This window comes from Paenibacillus sp. GP183 (assembly GCF_900104695.1).
In the GTDB taxonomy this organism is placed as follows: Bacteria; Bacillota; Bacilli; order Paenibacillales; family NBRC-103111; genus Paenibacillus_AI.
Genome location: NZ_FNSW01000002.1, coordinates 1 through 19,409 on the forward strand (window position 1 = coordinate 1; position 19,409 = coordinate 19,409).

General features: G+C 42.7%; 17 protein-coding genes. 14 read left to right on the forward strand and 3 right to left on the reverse strand.

Annotated elements, in window-relative coordinates; genetic code table 11:
* The first annotated feature begins 679 nt into the window (after positions 1-679).
* Positions 680-2,599, forward strand: coding sequence for a S53 family peptidase (locus BLV33_RS26570; protein WP_090799251.1), 1,920 nt, complete (start codon positions 680-682; stop codon positions 2,597-2,599).
* Positions 2,600-2,989: 390 nt separating this feature from the next.
* Here the strand turns inward: BLV33_RS26570 and BLV33_RS26575 are convergent, their stop codons facing one another.
* Both BLV33_RS26575 and BLV33_RS26580 read right to left on the reverse strand, forming a co-directional pair.
* A complete protein-coding gene (locus BLV33_RS26575) occupies positions 2,990-3,631 on the reverse strand; it encodes a hypothetical protein (RefSeq protein ID WP_090799252.1) in 642 nt (213 codons plus the stop codon).
* 61 nt (positions 3,632-3,692) lie between these two features.
* Positions 3,693-4,106, reverse strand: coding sequence for an AbrB/MazE/SpoVT family DNA-binding domain-containing protein (locus tag BLV33_RS26580; protein WP_090799254.1), 414 nt, complete (start codon positions 4,104-4,106; stop codon positions 3,693-3,695).
* Between the two features lie 286 nt (positions 4,107-4,392).
* On the opposite strand from BLV33_RS26580, the gene BLV33_RS26585 reads away from it, so the two are divergent.
* The 8 genes from BLV33_RS26585 (at position 4,393) to BLV33_RS30535 (ending at position 13,958) form a co-directional block, all read left to right on the forward strand.
* Positions 4,393-4,809, forward strand: a complete 417-nt coding sequence (locus BLV33_RS26585) for a pilin (protein ID WP_090799255.1) — start codon at positions 4,393-4,395, stop codon at positions 4,807-4,809.
* A gap of 69 nt (positions 4,810-4,878) precedes the next feature.
* Positions 4,879-5,196: a PrgI family mobile element protein gene (locus BLV33_RS26590; protein WP_090799257.1), complete on the forward strand. Its 318-nt coding sequence runs from the start codon at positions 4,879-4,881 to the stop codon at positions 5,194-5,196.
* The gene (locus BLV33_RS26595; protein ID WP_090799258.1) at positions 5,196-6,089 is read left to right on the forward strand and encodes a hypothetical protein; all 894 of its coding nucleotides are present in this window, start codon (positions 5,196-5,198) and stop codon (positions 6,087-6,089) included. Before BLV33_RS26590 ends, BLV33_RS26595 begins: the two co-directional genes overlap by 1 nt.
* Positions 6,067-8,169: a VirB4 family type IV secretion system protein gene (locus BLV33_RS26600; RefSeq protein ID WP_090799260.1), complete on the forward strand. Its 2,103-nt coding sequence runs from the start codon at positions 6,067-6,069 to the stop codon at positions 8,167-8,169. The genes BLV33_RS26595 and BLV33_RS26600 overlap by 23 nt, the downstream gene beginning before the upstream one ends.
* The gene (locus tag BLV33_RS26605; RefSeq protein WP_090799262.1) at positions 8,166-10,331 is read left to right on the forward strand and encodes a hypothetical protein; all 2,166 of its coding nucleotides are present in this window, start codon (positions 8,166-8,168) and stop codon (positions 10,329-10,331) included. The genes BLV33_RS26600 and BLV33_RS26605 overlap by 4 nt, the downstream gene beginning before the upstream one ends.
* An 87-nt stretch (positions 10,332-10,418) precedes the next feature.
* Positions 10,419-12,407: a glucosaminidase domain-containing protein gene (locus BLV33_RS26610; RefSeq protein ID WP_171909386.1), complete on the forward strand. Its 1,989-nt coding sequence runs from the start codon at positions 10,419-10,421 to the stop codon at positions 12,405-12,407.
* 42 nt (positions 12,408-12,449) lie between these two features.
* Entirely contained in the window at positions 12,450-12,929 is a 480-nt protein-coding gene (locus BLV33_RS26615) for a hypothetical protein (RefSeq protein ID WP_139305847.1), read from the forward strand.
* A gap of 897 nt (positions 12,930-13,826) precedes the next feature.
* Entirely contained in the window at positions 13,827-13,958 is a 132-nt protein-coding gene (locus BLV33_RS30535; RefSeq protein ID WP_290439086.1) for a hypothetical protein, read from the forward strand.
* 174 nt (positions 13,959-14,132) lie between these two features.
* Here the strand turns inward: BLV33_RS30535 and BLV33_RS26625 are convergent, their stop codons facing one another.
* On the reverse strand, positions 14,133-14,789 hold the full coding sequence (locus BLV33_RS26625) for a GntR family transcriptional regulator (protein ID WP_090799268.1): 657 nt from the start codon (positions 14,787-14,789) through the stop codon (positions 14,133-14,135).
* Between the two features lie 223 nt (positions 14,790-15,012).
* Between BLV33_RS26625 and BLV33_RS26630 the strand changes: the two genes are divergently transcribed.
* The 5 genes from BLV33_RS26630 to BLV33_RS26650 all read left to right on the forward strand — a co-directional run bounded on the left by BLV33_RS26630 (position 15,013) and on the right by BLV33_RS26650 (position 19,400).
* Entirely contained in the window at positions 15,013-16,191 is a 1,179-nt protein-coding gene (locus BLV33_RS26630) for a CaiB/BaiF CoA transferase family protein (protein WP_090799270.1), read from the forward strand.
* A gap of 17 nt (positions 16,192-16,208) precedes the next feature.
* Complete coding sequence (locus BLV33_RS26635; RefSeq protein WP_090799272.1) at positions 16,209-17,072, forward strand: HpcH/HpaI aldolase/citrate lyase family protein; 864 nt, start codon at positions 16,209-16,211, stop codon at positions 17,070-17,072.
* A 30-nt stretch (positions 17,073-17,102) separates the two neighbouring features.
* Positions 17,103-17,945, forward strand: coding sequence for a fumarate hydratase (locus BLV33_RS26640; RefSeq protein ID WP_090799274.1), 843 nt, complete (start codon positions 17,103-17,105; stop codon positions 17,943-17,945).
* A gap of 36 nt (positions 17,946-17,981) precedes the next feature.
* On the forward strand, positions 17,982-18,536 hold the full coding sequence (locus tag BLV33_RS26645) for a Fe-S-containing hydro-lyase (protein WP_090799802.1): 555 nt from the start codon (positions 17,982-17,984) through the stop codon (positions 18,534-18,536).
* 72 nt (positions 18,537-18,608) lie between these two features.
* The gene (locus BLV33_RS26650) at positions 18,609-19,400 is read left to right on the forward strand and encodes a carbon-nitrogen hydrolase family protein (RefSeq protein WP_090799276.1); all 792 of its coding nucleotides are present in this window, start codon (positions 18,609-18,611) and stop codon (positions 19,398-19,400) included.
* The last annotated feature ends 9 nt before the right edge of the window (positions 19,401-19,409 follow it).

Sequence of the window (19,409 nt, forward strand, 5' to 3'; positions counted from 1 at the left end):
GAACATGAGGATAATGAAAATGATGAGACCGTTAAAGGTATTGCCTTAAGATCTAAAAAATAAATATGATCAAAATGATTATTATTTGGAAAAGTAATGTGAACTCTTAACGTAACTTATTATGCTGACGGAACGATAGCTAAAAATGGAGCTTACAAAAAATTGAACTAACCGGGAAACGACTCTCTGAATTAACCGCCAAATGATGAAGGGCGGTTTTTCGTATTATCAGGCTATCCATTTTTCTGGATAGCCTTTTTTCTTTTGACGTTTTAAGGCAAGTAGCCGGGAGAGCGTGGCGGTTTTAGGGGCAAGGATTCCGTAAAAGAAACAGTTCTTCCACTATCCCCAATGACCATGTTTGAGTTGGTACAGCAATGACCTCGCATCACAAGCGAAGCTTTAGGCTTGGAACCATCGTGGGAGTGTCGGTGAAATATCAATTAGAGGTTGTTATGCAGTGTAGGAATGGATGTGTCGCAAAGGATGTTGATTCCTTTGTGGTGAAGTTGCCAGTGATCAATATGATTAAAGGGGCCTATTCTTTGTTGGAAAAAAACAATACTATGGTCTCATAAATCTGACAAAACCTATCATTTTTAGCGATAGAGAGAATCGATTTGGGGGTGATATAATAGGTTTGAAAGAAACTGCAAACGAAAGGATGTGTTAACAGAAAATGAGAAAAATAATTTTAATTTTGGCTGCAGCAAGTACACTGCTTCTTGGAAGCATTCCAACCGCATTTGCTGACTCACCTGAGAAATCCGTACCACAAGGAGTAGGTTCGACAATTCTGCAAAATTCAGACTATTTTGGAGGAGTTCCGGCCGATACACCAGAAACGGTGGACATTGTAATGAAGATTCAAGATCAGGGTAAACTCGCTCAGTACATAAAGTACATCACAACCCCAGGAAGTGAAAATTTCAGAGAGTACCTAGGTGTGGATCAGTTTAAAAAAAGCTTTGCTCCGGAGCCATTCAAACTAAAAGCGGTTACGGAGTACTTAGCACACTTCGGAATTAAGGCCTCGGTTCATGCGAACAATTTAGTGATTACTGCAAACGGTACGGCCGGACAATTCAATCAGGCATTTAACGTCGTCATTCAATACGCCAACTATAAAGGCAAAGACTATCACGGAACGAAAACTGAACCCAAAGTACCGTCTCTTGTGGCGGATAACATCCTTTGTATTCTTGGGCTAAGCAATTACTCCAATCTTTCTTCTCGAGCTGTTAAACAACCGGCTGCTTTGGATGAAAGCACACCTACAGGTCCCTTGGCCTTGTCTCCTAGCGATTTAATCAGTAAATATAACGTTAAACCTTTGTATGACAAAGGCGCAACCGGTGCGGGACAGACCATTGGCATCGTGACTTTGGCTGACTTTAATGTAGATGATGCATACGCATTTTGGAATGATCAACATATCACGGTTAAACCGAATCGCATCACCAAGGTGAATGTGGATGGCGGTTCCGGGTGGAACGGATATGACGAAACGACACTCGATGTTGAGCAGTCCGGTGCTCTCGCACCGCAGGCCGATATCCGTGTCTATGTGGGTCCTAACTCTGATACTGGATTTCTTGATACGTTTTCAACGGCCATCAGTGAAAATATCGCACAGCAGGTATCTGTAAGCTGGGGCGAAAGCGAACCAGCAATTAATCTGTTTGTTCAGTTGCAATTGGAAACTCCTGAATATGCTCAAGCCTTTAATCAGCTATTCATGGAAGCCGCTGCTCAGGGCATCTCTATGTTTGCAGCATCAGGTGACGAAGGTGCCTATGATGCTGTTCGTGAATTCGGGTTGGGATCGGGAATTCCGGGAGTAGCCTCACTGTCCGTCGATAATCCGGCAGACAGCGCGTATATTACAGCTGCTGGCGGCACAACGCTACCATTCCATTTCCACTCGAACAAATACAATTATGATGTTCATAACGATCAAGAGCGGGCTTGGGGCTGGGATTATCTCTACGGCTATTTCGATGTTCGCGGCTTAAATAATCCGATAGGCTGGGGTGATCGCTACCTTGTAGGCGGAGGCGGAGGCTTCAGCAAAATGTTTGCAACGCCGTGGTATCAGCAAGGAGTCTCTGGTGTAAACACCTATAACTCCGCAAAGCAATGGACAACTAATTCGGACGGTTCTTCTCTCACTCGTGATGCATCCCCAACGATCTTAACTGGAACTGGAACTGGCCGAAATATGCCTGATATATCCATGAACGCGGATCCTTATACAGGCTATAAAGTATTATTCAGTAATCCAGGAACGCCGGGTACCAATCTAGGGTATGCCATTTATGGAGGCACCAGCTTCGTATCACCTCAACTGAATGGTTTGTCAGCACTTATTAATGGCTTGGGCAACACTCGAGTCGGTTTCTGGAACCCACAAATCTATCGTTTTGCACAAGGGCCTAATTCCCCGCTGCATCCGCTTAATACAACCGGCACTTCTAATGATAACGGGTTCTATACCGGCACAGCCGGCACTATTTACAATCAAGCTACAGGTTTAGGTACCCCCGATGTAGAGGCTTTGGCAAACGCATTCTTAAATATAAAGAAAGATAATAAGTAAATTCGTTTAGCATAGCGAGAATGTCATTGTATAATTCAATAAATGGCCAAAAGCAGATCCAACACGGATCTGCTTTTGGCCATTCACAACAGATCTGTTGATTATAAAGAAGATTTCGGGCACGAGGGTAATTTTTTTATAATCTCGTTCAGTTCAGTTTATCGTACGTGAAGAGTCTGTCCGGACAAAACAAGAAGCAGAGAATTTCGTTGAGACTGGATTGTTGACGAGCTAGTATGGCAACCATTGCAGCATTGGGTATTGGAATAACCGATGCGTAAATGTTGAAGACGGAAAAAACGAAGCTATTTGAAGAAGTTTTATCGAGTGATTAAATCAAAAACCGTGACTGCTTCATTTTCAGCGTCACGGTTTTTGATTGCACACAGTTTATGCGATCGAGTGAAATGGGGAAATAGCTGCATGATCTCCGCAATCGAATTTAGTCTTTCTCACCGCTATGCTAACCGGAAGACCTTTGCATACCCATGCCATAGATGTTTTGATTTGTTTCTCATCGTTAAAGCTGTTTTTGATATAGGTAATATCGGTTGAAAAAAGCTTTGTTTCCAGAAAAACAATATCGGCATTAGCATACTCAGATATCTCATTTGGCGATACTTTCATGTAATCTTTGGCTTTAGGCTCTTTTTTCGTCGCCAATACATAAACTCCACTGGTTTTCTTCAATATTTCCACAATGGTAGATCCGATCAGGTACAGCAGCATAATGGAAAAAATAATGCCAACCATGAAGCCTATTCCAATACTTCGGGCGACTTCCTGATCTTTTAGCCATTCCTTTCCGATCAATCCCATGCTAGCCATTCCCTTAGAGAATGAAGGGGCAATAAAGAAAAAAGGATAGAAGATAGCGAAGATTGCGACAACAGAGATTGAAAGAGCGAGCCATATCTTTGAGTTAAATTTAGAAAGTCCGTAAATGATAACTGCCCCGAAAAGAAGAAAAACGGGTATGTCGGACTTATAATTCATGGCTCCTTGCACATAAACAATAACTTGATCAAACATGAAAACACCTCACTATGTATGTAATTTGTAGGCCCATGCCTTAATGATACAGAACAAAATTCTAGTCCGTAATCAATCCGTAGGTATGGAAAAATTTTACCGATTCTTCTGTAATAAAACGATTGTAAATAGGATGGTCGAGCGCATTCTTGAGTTGACTCACCTGATCATCGTCTATAACCAAGGCTTTGAAAAAACCGTCTTTTCGATTAGTTTTTATTTTTTCATTTAGCCATTCCCAATCAATGGATTTTCTTGTTTTGTCAGCAAAACATTCAAAATAGTTATCTGCCTTATCTCTGTAGAATACCCTATAGCCGAGATCCATAACGGAGGGGGTTGCTTTTGACATAATGATTTCACCCTCTGCATTGCTAGTAAAATCTACCACCGATCCTACATTCAATCCTAAATGATCCCTCAACTTTTTTGGAATTGTTATTTGTCCCTTGCTTGTTAATGAAGCGGAATACATGTTAACCATCTCCTTACTTTTCCTTACCAAAAAGTGTAAGGAAAAGTAAGGAAAATGTAAAGAAGTATTTTTATTGCCAGAACCAACAATTTTCGATAAAATAAGTGTAAGCAATAGTAAAATATTGGGCGATATGTGCTCAATTATAATAAAAAGAGCGGAAGACGCAAAAACAGTACCCTACCCAGGGTTAAGTTTTTGCGTCTTTTTCATTTTCAAGGGGGGTGAACCTGTTCGGTTTGCGGTAGGACAACTTAGCTAACTATTAATCAGGAGGTTTTCGGGAATGTCTAAAAAGAAGAAATTTTGGAAAAATGCTTTACCTTACTTAATGGTTTTTACTTTAATGTTTTCTTTTTTGTCCTTTATAACTTTGGTTTCACCTCATGCTGCACTAGCAGATGACTTTACCAATGGTGCTAAACTGGGAACAACCGGTAACGGCGCAATAACTGATATTATGAATGAGCTAAAAAAATGGATCACAAACATACGCATTGTTGGAGCTGTGCTGTGTGTAATCAGTATTGTCTGCGGAGCTATCGTTTTTGGATTCTCATTAGGGAACGCACAAAAACGTGCGATCGGAACTGGAGCTATGATTTCTGCAGTTATAGGAATTGTTGTCATAGCAAAAGCTCCAATGCTGGCTGACTACTTTATTAATGCCGCAACAGCTGCTCCTACTACGACTACACAATAAAAAGAATTCCCCTAGTCTTGCCCCTACAGACGTAGGGGCTTTTATCATCCTATAAAGGAAGTGAAGTGCATGCGTGCACGTATGCCTTTTGATACGGAAAAAGAGCGGCGTCCGGTGAAAATATACGATTGGAGTTTTTCTTGGCGGCAGACTGTTTATTTTGGCGCAGGTGCGCTTTTGCTTCTCCAATTGTGCCAGTGGGTATATACGGATTCTCTTAGTTTGATTATTAATTTTGTGTTTTTTGTTGTATGTCTGCCTGTGGTGATTCCATTTGTGATTTTTGCTTTATTCAGACACCCGCAAACAGGACATTATATGGATCGCCATCTATGGTATATGTTCAGGCATAAGAAGACCCAGAGTGGGGTTTGGAGGAGACGTTAATGTGGGATTTGTTTATGTACGTTGGGATTGGCCTTATCGTTTTTATTATGTATCGGGGTATGAATAATAAGCCAATCATCCCTGGTATGGGGGGGGAATCCAAGAAACTGAAAGTTAACAAACGGGAGGCGGCAGCAAAGGGGAAGGAGATTCTCGGAGATTTCAAAAATTTACTCGGCATTAAGGAAATGTACGGTAATATCGTTGAACTCAAATCTGATAACAAGGACGTTCGGAAATTTATTGGATCTGTTAAGTGTGAGCCAATCAATTATGACCTAAGATCCTATGATGAACAGGCTGAAACGGACAGAGCTTATGAGCATTTACTTGCCAGTCTATCACTTGGGCCGGGTAGAGAAGTAAAAATTGCGACTCACCTTCACTCACGCCCGATTGAACTTTTTGACCAAATGAAACTTTATTATGACGCTTTTCCAAATTTGGACGCCGTTGCTCAGCGGTACGCGCAAACCATGTTTTTTCCGTTTATGGAGAGCTGGCAAAAGGGAGTTGAGGAATATGACTACGCAAGATATTTCATTGTGATGTTGGAGTATACGGAAAAAATGCTAGGTGATATGGATGAAGACTCAATTCTCGTCAAAGTCAGAAATGAGTTCGGACGATTATCGGGAAATATCATCAGTAATTATGGTCGTATGGGTGGTATAGCGGAAGCCTGCCAACAGCAGGCGGTATTCGAAAGTTTATATTTTGCCACACATAAAAAGACCGGGAGCATTGAGAAATTCCGACGTATTTTTGAAGCGGTGAATCCACTTTCATCCGTTGTTATGACTGACTACTCTAATGAAAATTCTCGTGAAGCTTATCGATATCTGGAAGAAGAGGAGGAGGCCAAGGAGAATGAATCTAAAATTGCTGGATAAAATCAGGGGAAAAAAGAATATTGAGCTGAGCCTTACGGAAGTTGATTATACAACTGATTCACATGAGATTAAGCGTTCAACTTTCTTTGATATGATTGGTTTGAATGGCCATGACATCCCCGCGAATATTCGCGATATTGGTTACCAGAGTGAAGGGGCGGTTAGTGATTATCCTTTTCGTTCTTTTATTTTGGAATTTGGAGCAACAACATTAACTACAGGAGCACTTGAAACACTTTATCGTGCAGGCGCCGTTAATGTTACTTTTTATATGACCAAGTTGACTAAGAGCCAAGCCGTTCGTGTTTACAAGTCCGCCGCTACCGACGAAGGCGCACGACTTGTTAACATGTTAAAGAGTGGAAATGATCTGGAAGCAGCAGATGCACAGAAATCAATGGAGCAAGCCAAGCGGTTATTAGACGAAATATCAGATGGTTATAATGATGGATTCTTAGGCACATGTGTGGCGACTGTCTACGCTCCGGATGAGAAGACGCTCGATAATATAGGGATGATCATACAAGATGATTTGATTGGAAACGACCATAATTTACGCGTTCTTTATGACCGTCAGCGAGATGGATGGTTATCTACGCTACCCATTGGTAATAATCGGCTTAACGAACGTGGTGATCGCCGTTTTTTTGAACGTACATCGCTTGTTGCCGCTTCTCCTTTTTATTCATCCAAGATTCCTTATTCAGGTGGTGTTCCAATTGGGATCAATAAACATACGTACACGATGGAGTTTCTTAATGTTTTTGCGAAGTATTTAGATTCTTATACTTCTGTGATTGTAGGAGCAAGCGGCAGCGGTAAATCATTTAGCAATAAGTATATAACCTCTTCGCAAGTACTTCTTGGATACCGCATTTTTTCGATAGATCCCGACGGAGAGAATGGCCCTGTTTGTCGCCTCATGGGAGGCAGAGAAGTAGAAATTCGGGAAGGCAGTAATGTTTGTATCAATGTATGTGCAGTAACAGAGGAAGAGATTGAAGTCACTCAGGCTAACGGACGTCGGGTTAATAAGGTAGTTGTTCCACTAGGTTCAAAGAGCGGGCAACTGCTTAAATTTTATGATAAGCTTGCCGGTGGTTTATCGTCGGAAGAAAAAGCAGTTATTAAGAAAGCGATCATGGATGTTTATACGGAATTTGGTATCAACGACAATCCGGACTCTCTCTACGAAAATGAAAAGGTTCCTTTCCGCAATGAGGCAGGCGGTATTGAGTATAAGAAGCAGCGGAAGCCGGAAATGACCTTAACGGACATATATAGACGTATCATGATGAATTGTACTAGGGGCGGAAATCTTGAAACTTATCAATATGAGGAAATAACAGATCCGTTTGCAGCGCGTTTACTCAAGGTACTTCGCAGTTTTCTACGCGATTATCCGGATGGTAAACTCTTGGATGGGCAAACGAATTTTGACGATGGAAAACCAATTGACAACATGCTCGATGAGGTTTGCTGGATTAATTTTAATATCAAACCCATCGAGGGTAGTGATATTTACGATTTAATCAACTACGTAATTTATACACTAGGCTGGGAATATTTCATTAAGCGGCCGTCTCTTCGGAAATATAGAAAACGGGTTAAAGCGGAAGAAGCTTGGCGCCTCAAACGTATTCCCGGTGGCATGGAATTCGTAGAAGATATGGGGCGCCGATCCAGAAAGTATAATGGCGGCATCGATATTATTACACAAGATTTGACTCCATTTCTTGATGATCCCAATGGGATTGCTGTTGTTAAAAACGCAACGACGGCCCTATTCTTACGGATTGGACAAATAGCCACAGATGAGAAGCAAAGGCTAAAATCTATCTTTAATTTCTCGGAAGGTGAACTTGATATTATTTGCCGTAGACCACCAGAGTCTGAAAAGGACGATAGTAAAGGGGAAGGCATTCTCCGTGTCGGCGGAAGCTCGGCGTATGTCAAAGTTACCGTTTCCGATGAAATGCGTAAGTTCATTGATACAGACCCTGACTATTTGCAAACTCATGGATTGCTGCCTGAAGTCGAAATTGATGAAGTCCTTGATCAGATAGGTGCTGAAGAATGATGAAACCGAGAGGGAAAGTATTTGCGGTACTCATGATATTGTTCATTACGACAAGCATCTTTCTTCCAATAACTGCTATGGCAGCACCAGTTTCCGATACTGATCCTTGGTATGTTAAGCCCATACTTTGGATCCTTGATCAAATTCTTTCGGTTTTCGGTGGTATTCATGACCCGGCAGACCATGTTTTTTATCACAGCTGTTTTAAGGATGAGGTAGGTTGCGACAATAAAGTTTGGGGTATGTACACTCAGGATAGCTATAATCATGTGATTCGGCGCGGTTTTGCTTTATTTTCTGTAGCAATCACTTTTATCATTACCGCAGCCATTATTAAAAGCGGAGTACTTCTTTCAACAAGCCCTCTTTCATCAACTCTTAAAGTTGAGACAACTGAAACTTTTATCAAATGCTTATTGGCAATGGTATTAATCGGAAATTTTTTCACAGTTTCCGGAAGTTTCTTTAAGGCGAACAACATGATCGTGAGTATGGTCTACCAGGACATTAAGAATCCGGTAGATTTATCTAGTTACGGTCCGGATCTCAATGGAAATATGCAATCAAAGGTACCGGATGGGCAGCGGGTTGTGATGAGAGATTTTAGTGCAAATCAGAATGGATTAGGGAAAGTAATTGTTTCCTTTGCAACTAGAGGATTAGCCATATGGTGGGAAGTGTTTTACCTTCAACGATTTCTCTTTATCTCGCTCATGATCGTTTTAGCCCCTCTTTGGATTGCCGTCATGTTTTACCCGATGCTTCAAGGGATCACAATGGCGGCTTTCAAAGAATTATGGTCGCAAATTGTTGCGCAAGCTGTTCATGCGGGTTTATTTTGGCTCTTCTTTAATATATTCGACAAGGATATAGGATGGTTTCATGTTACAGTCGCCATGGCTTTATTCATTCCACTTTCTGAATCTGTCCGGTTTATCTTTGGTTCAACAAGCCAAACAGGTTCAAAATTAGCCATGGCTGGAACAGCAGCTGGGCTAGGAGCTTTCATGCATATGGGGAGAGCTGTGGGTGACCTGAAAAATGGCTTTTCTACTGTGCGTGAGCACTTAACTAAAAAAAGTGAGGGAGTGGAAGGTGGGGGGGCTGTTTCGTATGGTGGAGGAGGACAAAATATAGCTTCCCGGGTTGCTTCCGTAGCTGGGATAGGTGGCTTTGGAGGATCCGGCGGTGGAAGAGTGGCAACAGCATCAGGTGGCGGCGATTTTGGAAACCGTACGCGTTTAGCTGGAGGCATTGCCGGAGCGCTTGGAAAAGCTGGCGGGCGTATTGCCGGTGCATCGATGGGTACTGGTTTAGGGCCGCTTGCTCAACATGTTTTCGCGGAAGCAGGGGCTTCAGTTGGTGATGGCTTCGGTTATCGTGCAGGAGCAATTGCAGCAGCCGGTACTGAAGGAGCTATTAATGGTTCTAAAGCATGGGCAAATAACACAAAACAACATTATACAGAACGGATGGATGTAGTTAATAATCGTGAGCCATTGCAAAATGCTGATCCCGTTACAAAGGCTGCGGTCAAAGGTGTCGAAGCTGTTGGTTCAGCTGTAAAAGGAATGTTTGGTGGTGTTGGTCCGTCTGACCCGGCCGTTAAAAGATCGAACATGCAAAAAGTATATGGTGCAATCGGAGAATTGGTTGTAGGAAAAGGCGGCTATCAAATAGGTGAAGGGTTTGCCAAATCTCGCTATGCCGGCACACCACTCAGCCCTAAATCTTTTAATCATGATCAGAATTTATTCACGGTTGAATCGCGAGATGGAAGTTTTCTAGCAAGAGAAGGGGAAGACGGCCATTATGAACGCATTTCAAACATTGGAAAAGGAAATACGGCTCTTGCAAAAGGCCAAGTTGTTGCAAAGCCTTATGTGGCGAGCAAAGAGAACGGGCAACCTTTCTCGATCAAGCCTATTATGCAACCATCTGGTACCAAACAAGGGTTTATGGATGAGGCTCCTGCAGTTACTTTTAATTCCGAGGGACAACAAATGGTATATGAAGGAAAAACGGTTAGTCCGAGCGATTTCTTGGAAAAGGGCCGTCCATCAAGTTATGTGGACATGCGCAGAAAGCAGGTCAATATTCCTACGTTGAAGCATCCATTACAGGCTTCAAATCCATCTGCTATTAAGCGATCACTCCCATAATTTTATCTAAAGGCTCATTGCGTCTAAGGATGAATGAGCCCTTTCAAAGTGAGGGGGAATAGCGCCCGGGCAGTGGCGCGATATCGTATGAGTATGCTCGATGACTTAGCTTCAGGAAATGCCCTCGGTGCAGCGGGAAAAAAGGTAAAAGAAAAACTTAAATCAACTTTAAAAGCAGCCGTTAAAAAGCTAGTAAAAAAACTAGTCCAGCAGCTTTTTAAATTATTATTAAAGTTGCTTGCCAAAGCAGCAGCAGCACTTATCGCTTCTTTTGGACTTCCTACACTCCTTGGTCTTGTAGTTGTCTTTATTGTTGGAGGTGCGTTAATATATGTGGCTTTTACTTTTGGCTGGTTAGGAGCAGATAGTTCTAAAACCGCCTCGGAGCTTTCGGCAGCCTACACAAGGGCTATCGAGAGGACCACTGATCTGCCAGAATATCGACCACCAATGATTGTTGTTCAAGCGATCGACAATATGAGATTAACCAAAGAGGGAATGGTAAATGTTACGGATATAGATCCTGAGGCTGTAGCCAGTGCATTAAAACCAGATCTGACTTATAAAGATTTCATTAATACAACCACGACTGTCACTACAACGACACATGAGACAGAAAAAATTAATGAAGATGGTACAACGAGTACATCGACATACACCACTTCCAGCACGAGCGTTTCGCAGACAAAAGTTAGTTTGTTAGTCAAGGCCCATGCATGGAATCGAATCGAAGATATACTTTACCATCAAGTTTCCACTGTGACTTACAGTTCATCGGGTGATTCGTCTTCGGTTATTACAACAACAGTTTGGGAAAGAGATGCCGAGGCATGTAATTTCGGAGGTTCTGGCAACATAAGCGCGGGTGGTTCTCCAGTGGCCGCTCCTTTTACAGGCATTGGAAACAGTACAAATTCTTTTTTTATAAGTTACTCTCCTGGTGCTATCGAAGAAAGCAGGAAAAGTGGCATCCCAGCCAGTGTTATACTTGCTCAAGCCGTGCAAGAAGGGGGTTGGGGTAATAGTGAGTTAACCTCAAAGTATTTTAACTTCTTTGGGATTAAGGCACAGGCGGGAGACGGCTGGACAGGTCCAACTGTGAATATGGGTACCAGTGAATATCAAGGAGGTTGGACGCTAATTATTGCCCGCTTCCGCGTATATGGAAATGCGAGAGAAGGATTTGCCGATCATTCAAAATTTCTATTAGAAAATGGCCGCTATAAAACGGCTCTTTCCAAAAAGAATCCGTATGAATTTGCCAATGAATTGCAAAAAGCTTCATATGCTACAGATCCAGGCTATGCAACGGCACTTAAAAATATCATGCATCAATACAATCTACTTCAATACGATTTAGACGGTGGGATTGATGCTGTCACAGGGAAACCTTATGAGGACGTCGCGTATGTTCCTGGTCCGGGAAGCATGATTGTCGGATGTGGTACACCGGATTTTACGAAGTTTGATGCCCTTCTACATAAATATAATTTTTCATCAGATGATGTCATGATCATTTCGGAAGGAATTAAGGAAAACGATCCAAGCCATAGTTTCCTTGCCGGTTATAACGGAGACTTTGGTAATGCTCTTTCCGAAACTCCTTTAGTTGGTTCGATTAATGGAGATTATGTTGAATCAATCCCCGTTCAAGCTGGACAGATGCTTTGGCCAACGACCGCACAGAATCTCACTTCTGGCTTTGGCATGAGGGTAAATCCTACAAATCATGTGTTAAAGCTACATAAAGGGATAGATATTGCTCCATCCAATTTCGATTATCGGGAATACCCGAACATAGCAGCTATGGATGGACTTGTTGTAGCTGCTGGATACACGGAAGATGGATATGGTTTTAAAGTAATCATTGATCATGGAAGTGGTCTTGAAACATTGTATGGTCATATGAAGGCTGGCAGTTTGAAAGTCAGTATTGGTCAAAAAGTTAAAGCGGGTACTGTACTAGGTATCATGGGCGCTACAGGTGATGTAACGGCAAGACATTTACATTTTGAGGTGCATTATAATGGTAGGCCAGCTAATCCTATTGGTTATGTTCACAGGGAGGCGAGTTAATTGCGTATATGGCCTACCATTATAGGTGGATGGCTGATCATCATGGTTTGTATATTCGTTCTTCCCAACATGTTCCATAAAGCATCTGAGCCTGTTACAGCCTCGCGTCCTATGGATGTCTTAGATAAACAAGGAGGACCCGTTATAGGCGATTCTGGGTCTCCTGAAAAGGTGCGAGACGTAGTAATGGCTTTTCTCAATTTAATCAATGAAGGAAAGCTGGATGAAGCCGCAACGTATGTGGATGGAAATCACTTACTCAATTTGATGGCAAAAGATAAACCTAAAGATCAAAACGCTTATATTGAGAATTACGTTCATTTGTTTCATGCTGGGGAAATGGGGCGGGCCAAGATCAGCCCCCTGAAAGATATTTCACATAACATGAGCTGCGCGGTGGAGATCGACCTGAAGAATAATAAGAAAATATCTTTTGTTATTGGGTTGTCAGAGATGGTTAATGATGAGGGACCACAGATAGAGAAACAATGGTTTTTAACGGCGATCGAGAAAAAAACATAATAAACGGGAGACTTTTAAATGGGATACAAAGGACATATTACACTACCAATTGGTATTATTATGAAATGGGTACTAACACCAAATGGATTGCAATTTGTTACACTTTTGAGCTCGAAGACACGACAACGTTTATAGACATTTCATATTTTGTATCAATAGTTCAACACCCAAAAAGACTACGCGGCGCTAATGGGATTGAAGTTGGGTACTGCCGTTGCCTTAGGCAACAGGTCGACGACAAGAACATAGCCGATTAAAACCCGCATAATCTGCGGGTTTTAGTTTTCAATCGGTCAAGTTCTTGTCGCGCATGAACGACAAGAACTTGACCCTTTTGTGGACGGGCGACAAGAACATGACCCTTTTGTCGAGTGAAGATTTGCGCATACTAAAAGATGAGGGGTATCGTACGGTCGAAGTTCAACCGGTAGATATGTTTCCGCATACGGTACATGTGATAACACTATCTGCCAAACCGTTCAATAAACATAAGTTAAACAGCTATTCGGATAATATGGTGGAAAGGAACCTTTATAGGCACTCCTCAAGTTCCAACTTACAATCCGAAGTTTGAAGCTTTATTTTGCCTAAAATCGTATGATTTTAGGCCATTATTTATTTTCACCCAATCTTTTTGAAGCATATATTTGACTTATAGACTCTATTTGAAGCAAATCATTGCCATAAGATCATAAAATCTTAATCTTCTGAAAATAGACTGAACAATAAAAAATAAGACTCGTAATTTTATGTAAGCTGCGTTAAAGGATGAAATGAATACAAACTCATGGAAAAAGACCCGCTTTACATCCCTAAATAGGAGGCACTGTGTTTTGGATTTCAAACATTAAACTAAATGATCATTTGAGGTAGTTTAACTAAGCGGAATTAAATTAAATGATTAGGAAATCACTTAATGAAAAAAACGATATTCAGATCAATGGCGGGGTCATCGCGTCCATGTGCACTGCCGATATGGGCTGGGTGAACGCGCAGCGTATAGAGGCTTCCGGGCGGATGTTTCTTTGATTTCAATTAAAAATGGAAGGAAGCATGGTTTTTATTTTCCCTTGAATAATCACAAACAACAGTGATGCCTTTTTTTTATTTTAAAGAGCAAAATGCAGCATTGTCTCCCTTTTGGAGGCGGGCTGCATTTTGTGTATCAAATTCGGTCCTCGACTTGTCTCCATTTTCACGAACTTAGTTGGCAGTTGTAAATATATGTCCTCGCTGGCTGAGAAAATCATTCATGCTTCGTTTCACATGGTCCTGCATGGCGGTACGGGCACTGATAGCATTCCCGGAACAAATCGCATCCAGAATGATTTTATGTTCCTGTACTGATTTTTCAGCCTGATTCGGTATAAATTCCGCTGCTTGAGGGGGCAGCCCATTCCAAAGCTGATACAACATAGACATCAGTGTGGGACTTTCGGATGCATTCCAAATGGAGCGATGGAGCGCGGTGTTTGCTGCTATATAGTCGGCAATGTTATTTGCCGAGATCGCCGATTCCACATCCTGATGAGCATTAAGGATTTCTTCGTGGTAGTTGTTGTGTGAGCTTGCTCTGGCCGCGGCTTCTCCTTCCAGCATTGCACGAATTTCGTATTGATCAATCAAATCATCCTTGGTCAAGCCGCGAACGACTGCACTTCTATTGTTATTTAAAATCAACAGTCCATCTCGTTCCAAAATTTGAAACGCCTCACGAACCGGCATTCTGGAGATTCCAAGTTGTCTGGCTATTTCCTCTTGAGTTAATTCTTTTCCAATTTCAAGTTCGTTTGAAAAAATAGCCTTTCTTAAAACGGCGGCCACTTGTTCGCGTACAGGTAAAACGGTTAATTTTTCCATTGTAAATATCCTCCAAATTTCTATCAATTTCAGTAACCATTATAGCATAGATTCATGAATCGAAAATACAGGATATTGGATCAAAAATCAAAGGGATTGGCTGTGAGAAATGTTAAGAAAATATATTGACACCCATGTTACAAAACCTTACAATTAATTTAGGATAGTGGATCCAATATTCAATATCTGTAACTTCATCGTTATACAAAGGAGATAAAATTACGTGTTGCCATTACAAGGAATTACGGTTGTTTCACTGGAACAGGCGATAGCGGCGCCTTTTGCGACGCGGCAGTTGGCTGATTTGGGTGCACGGGTTATAAAAATAGAAAGACCTGAGTTTGGTGATTTTGCACGTGTTTACGATACGACGGTAAATGGGCTTTCGAGTCACTTCGTATGGACGAACCGGTCGAAAGAATCGTTAACGCTGGATTTGAAGAAGCCAGAGGGAAAGGAAATATTGCATCGACTGTTAGCAGAAGCGGATGTATTCGTGCAAAATTTGGCACCTGGAGCTGTGGATCGACTGGGGTTTGGTCCTTCGAAATTGAATGAGTTGTTTCCCCGACTCATCGTTTGCGGAATATCAGGATATGGATCATCCGGGCCATACTGGGATAAAAAGGCATATGACCTGCTGATTCAATGCGAGTCAGGACTCGTAGCTATCACCGGGACGGAAGAAACACCTTCCAAGGCAGGGATTCCGGTTGCAGACATTGCCGCAGGGATGTATGCCTATTCCGGGATATTGACGGCATTAATCGCTCGAGGCCAGACAGGCAAAGGGGTTGTGATGGATGTATCGATGCTGGAAGCCTTAGGGGAATGGATGGGTTTCCCATTGTACTATGCCTCTTATGGAGGGAGTGACCCGAAGCGAACCGGAGCGAGTCATGCTACCATCTATCCGTATGGTCCTTTTTCAACTGGGGATCAAAAATTGGTCTTCTTTGCAATACAAAATGAGCGAGAATGGGAGAATTTCTGTCATAATGTGTTAGAAAATTCAGAACTGATCACAGATGATCGATTTAGCGGCAATTTAAACAGGCTGAACCAGAAAGAGATTTTAAAAAATTTGATTGATGAAGTGTTTCAACGATTTTCCGCAGCAGAACTGATCGGTCGATTGGAGGCTGCCCAAATTGCTAACGCGACTCTGAATACTCCCATGGAATTTTTCGAGCATCCTCAGCTTAAAGCCCGTAACCGTTGGCGGGAGGTGGATACTCCGGTCGGAAAAGTCAGAGCGCTGCTTCCGCCAGTCACGATGGAAGAGATGGACTGGGTTATGGCTCCTGTACCCGCGGTAGGCGAGCATACCGCATCCATTCTGAGTGAGCTTGGATTCGGTCCGGAGATCATAGAAAATTACAAACAAGACAAAGTGATCTGAATGAGAGGGTGAAAGTATTGAAGCTTGCACGCACGTGGATGTTTGTCCCCGGGTCCGACATGAAGAAAATGGAGAAGGCTAGGAGCTTGGCTGCCGATGCTCTGATTTACGATTTGGAAGACGCTGTCTCTTTCAGCAGAAAGGCTGCAGCGAGGCAAATGGTGAAAAATGAAATTCGTTCAGATTTTAAGCAGCAAGCCATATATATTCGAATAAACGGCTTCTCCACCTCCTTTTTTCATGATGATCTAAATGAGCTTGTGGGTGAGAACATTCAAGGAATCTTGTTCCCTAAAGCGGAATCGGTTGAGCAATTGACGGTTCTAAGCAACATTATCAGCGATTTGGAGAGAGAGTCCGGTATCTCGAGGGGGACAGTTGAAATCGTACCGATTATTGAATCCGCGCTCGGCCTTCAACGCGCTTATGAAATAGCTTCAACCGTTAAAAGGGTAAAAAGGCTTGCTTTTGGCTCGCTAGACTTTGCTTTGGACATCAATGCACAGTTGACAAAAGAAGGGATTGAGTTGTTATATGCCAGATCGCAGTTGGTCGTTGTTTCAAGAGCAGCAGGGATCGAAGCCCCTATCGATACGGTATTTTTCGATATCAAGGACAGCGCCAATTTGACTAAGGAGACGTTATTCGTCAAACGGCTCGGTTTTCAAGGGAAACTGGTGATTCATCCTTCTCAAATTGAGATTGTGAATGAGGTGTTTAAGCCAACTAAGGATGAGATCGAAGAAGCCGGCTTGATTGTCGCGGCTTTTGACCAGGCCGTCAGAAGTGGTTTGGGTGCCGTGCAGTTCCGCGGAAAGATGGTTGATCGACCATCGGTAGAGAGTGCAAAGAAAATACTTCAATTTGCCGAACTTTTGTAATCATAGGCGTTGGATTGGGGGATTATTGAAATGCGTGAGGTTTCTTATGAGCAAATTGTAAGCTCCGTTAAAGAATTATGTATTAACGCAAACTACAGTCTGGGAAAAGATGTGATGGACGCCTTTAAAACGGCTTATAAAAATGAACGATCAGAGGTCGGCAAAGAAGTTTTGAACCAGCTTGTATTGAATGCGGAAATTGCCGAGAAGGAAAGAGTACCTATGTGTCAGGACACGGGAATGGCCGTATTTTTTATAGAGCTCGGTCAAGATTGCCACATAATCGGAGGAAGTCTCTATGATGCTGTTAATGAAGGTGTGCGCCAAGGCTATCAGGAAGGTTACCTAAGGGCCTCTATCGTCGATGACCCTTTAAGACGTAAAAATACAGGCGACAACACACCTGCAATTGTCCATGTAGAGCTTGTGATTGGTGATACTTGCATTATTCACATGACGGCAAAAGGGTTTGGCAGCGAAAACATGAGCAGGCTTATAATGCTAAGCCCTTCAGATGGGCTGCAAGGCGTTACTGATTTTATTATAGAAACCGTAAAATTGGCGGGTCCCAATGCTTGTCCTCCCATGGTGATTGGCGTGGGTCTTGGCGGCAATTTTGAAAAGTCCGGATATTTGGCCAAAAAATCGCTGCTCCGACCGATCGGCGAACGAAATCCAAGGCAAGATATCGCTGATTTGGAGCTTGAGTTGATGGAAAAAATAAATGCGCTTGGCATCGGGCCTCAAGGCATGGGAGGACGTACCACCGCGCTTGACATACATATTGAAGTGTTTCCTACGCACATCGCAGGCTTGCCGGTTGCAGTAAACATTAACTGTCACGCCAGTAGACACAAAACGGCTGAACTCTAATAGCTCGAAGCAAGGAGGGGACTATCCTTGAAACAAATGAAGATTCCATTTGTGCTTGATGAAGTTTTGCAGTTGGCGGCAGGAGACAGGCTGGAATTAAGCGGAGTTATTTATACTGCACGCGATGCGGCGCATAAGCGAATGTATGAGACTTTGATGGAAGGCGGATCACTTCCGGTGGATATTAGAGATCAAGTGATTTATTATGTGGGTCCCACGCCTGCCAAACCCGGACAAATCATCGGATCAGCCGGACCTACGACGAGTGGACGAATGGATAAGTATACTCCCGCATTGCTTGAGCGAGGACTCAAAGGAATGATTGGCAAAGGTAGAAGAAGTCAGGAAGTGCGTGACGCCATGCTCCGTCACAAAGCCTATTATTTCGCTGCAGTAGGCGGTGCAGCTGCATTGATTGCGAGGACGATTAAATCCTCTGAGGTGGTAGCTTATCACGATTTGGGCACGGAAGCCATATTCCGGCTGGAAGTCGAGAAATTCCCTGTGATTGTGATCAACGATTTGAAAGGCCAGGATTTGTATCAAATGGGAGAAGAACAAGGGGGTGCCGAAATGCGGGGAGAAGGTTAATTCGATATCCAGACAGACGTCGTTGATGGTAAATGAAGAATGCTTTATCAATCTGGAAAGGGTGATAAGTTTATGAAAGTAGCGGTAGCACATGTAACTTCAAATTTGGACAAAGCAACCAATCTACAAAAAGCAAAAGATTACACAGCTCGGGCAAAAAGTTTAGGGGCAGATCTTGTTTTGTTTCCGGAGCTGTATATGGCTCCGATCACGCCTGATTGCGGTGTTCAGCCCTCGGATGCAGCTGAACCATTAGAGGGAGCCTATGTTACGGGATTGCGCGAAGCAGCCCTGGCCAATCAAATCTATGTGGTTTGCGGTATTTATGAGTCCGTGAGCGGTGATGAGAATCGAGCTTATAATGCAACTGTCATTATCAACAAATCAGGCGAGCTTCTAAGGACTCACCGGAAAACGCATTTATTCGATGCTTTTGCTTTTAAAGAATCCGATACGGTGGCACCCGGAGAAAATCCTTATCAGATCATTGATACCGAAATCGGAAAAATCGGTATCATGATGTGCTATGAAGTTAGATTTCCGGAGATTGCACGAGAGTTGACGCTTCAAGGAGCAGATATTTTGTTAATGCCTGCAGCTTGGTTATACGGTCTTTTGAAGGAAGACCATTTTGAAACTTTAATTCGTGCAAGAGCCATTGAAAACACATTGTATATTTGCGCATCAGCTCTTAAGGGAAGTATTTTTTCAGGACGCAGTATGGTTGTCGATCCGATGGGCGTTGTGATAGCCAGTGCAGGGGATGAAGAGGGACTCATTATTGCCGAGATTGATTTTGACAGGATCAAGCGTGTCAGAGAAAAAGTGCCGACCTTGGTAAACCGCAGACCGGAGCTTTATTGATCAAGCGAT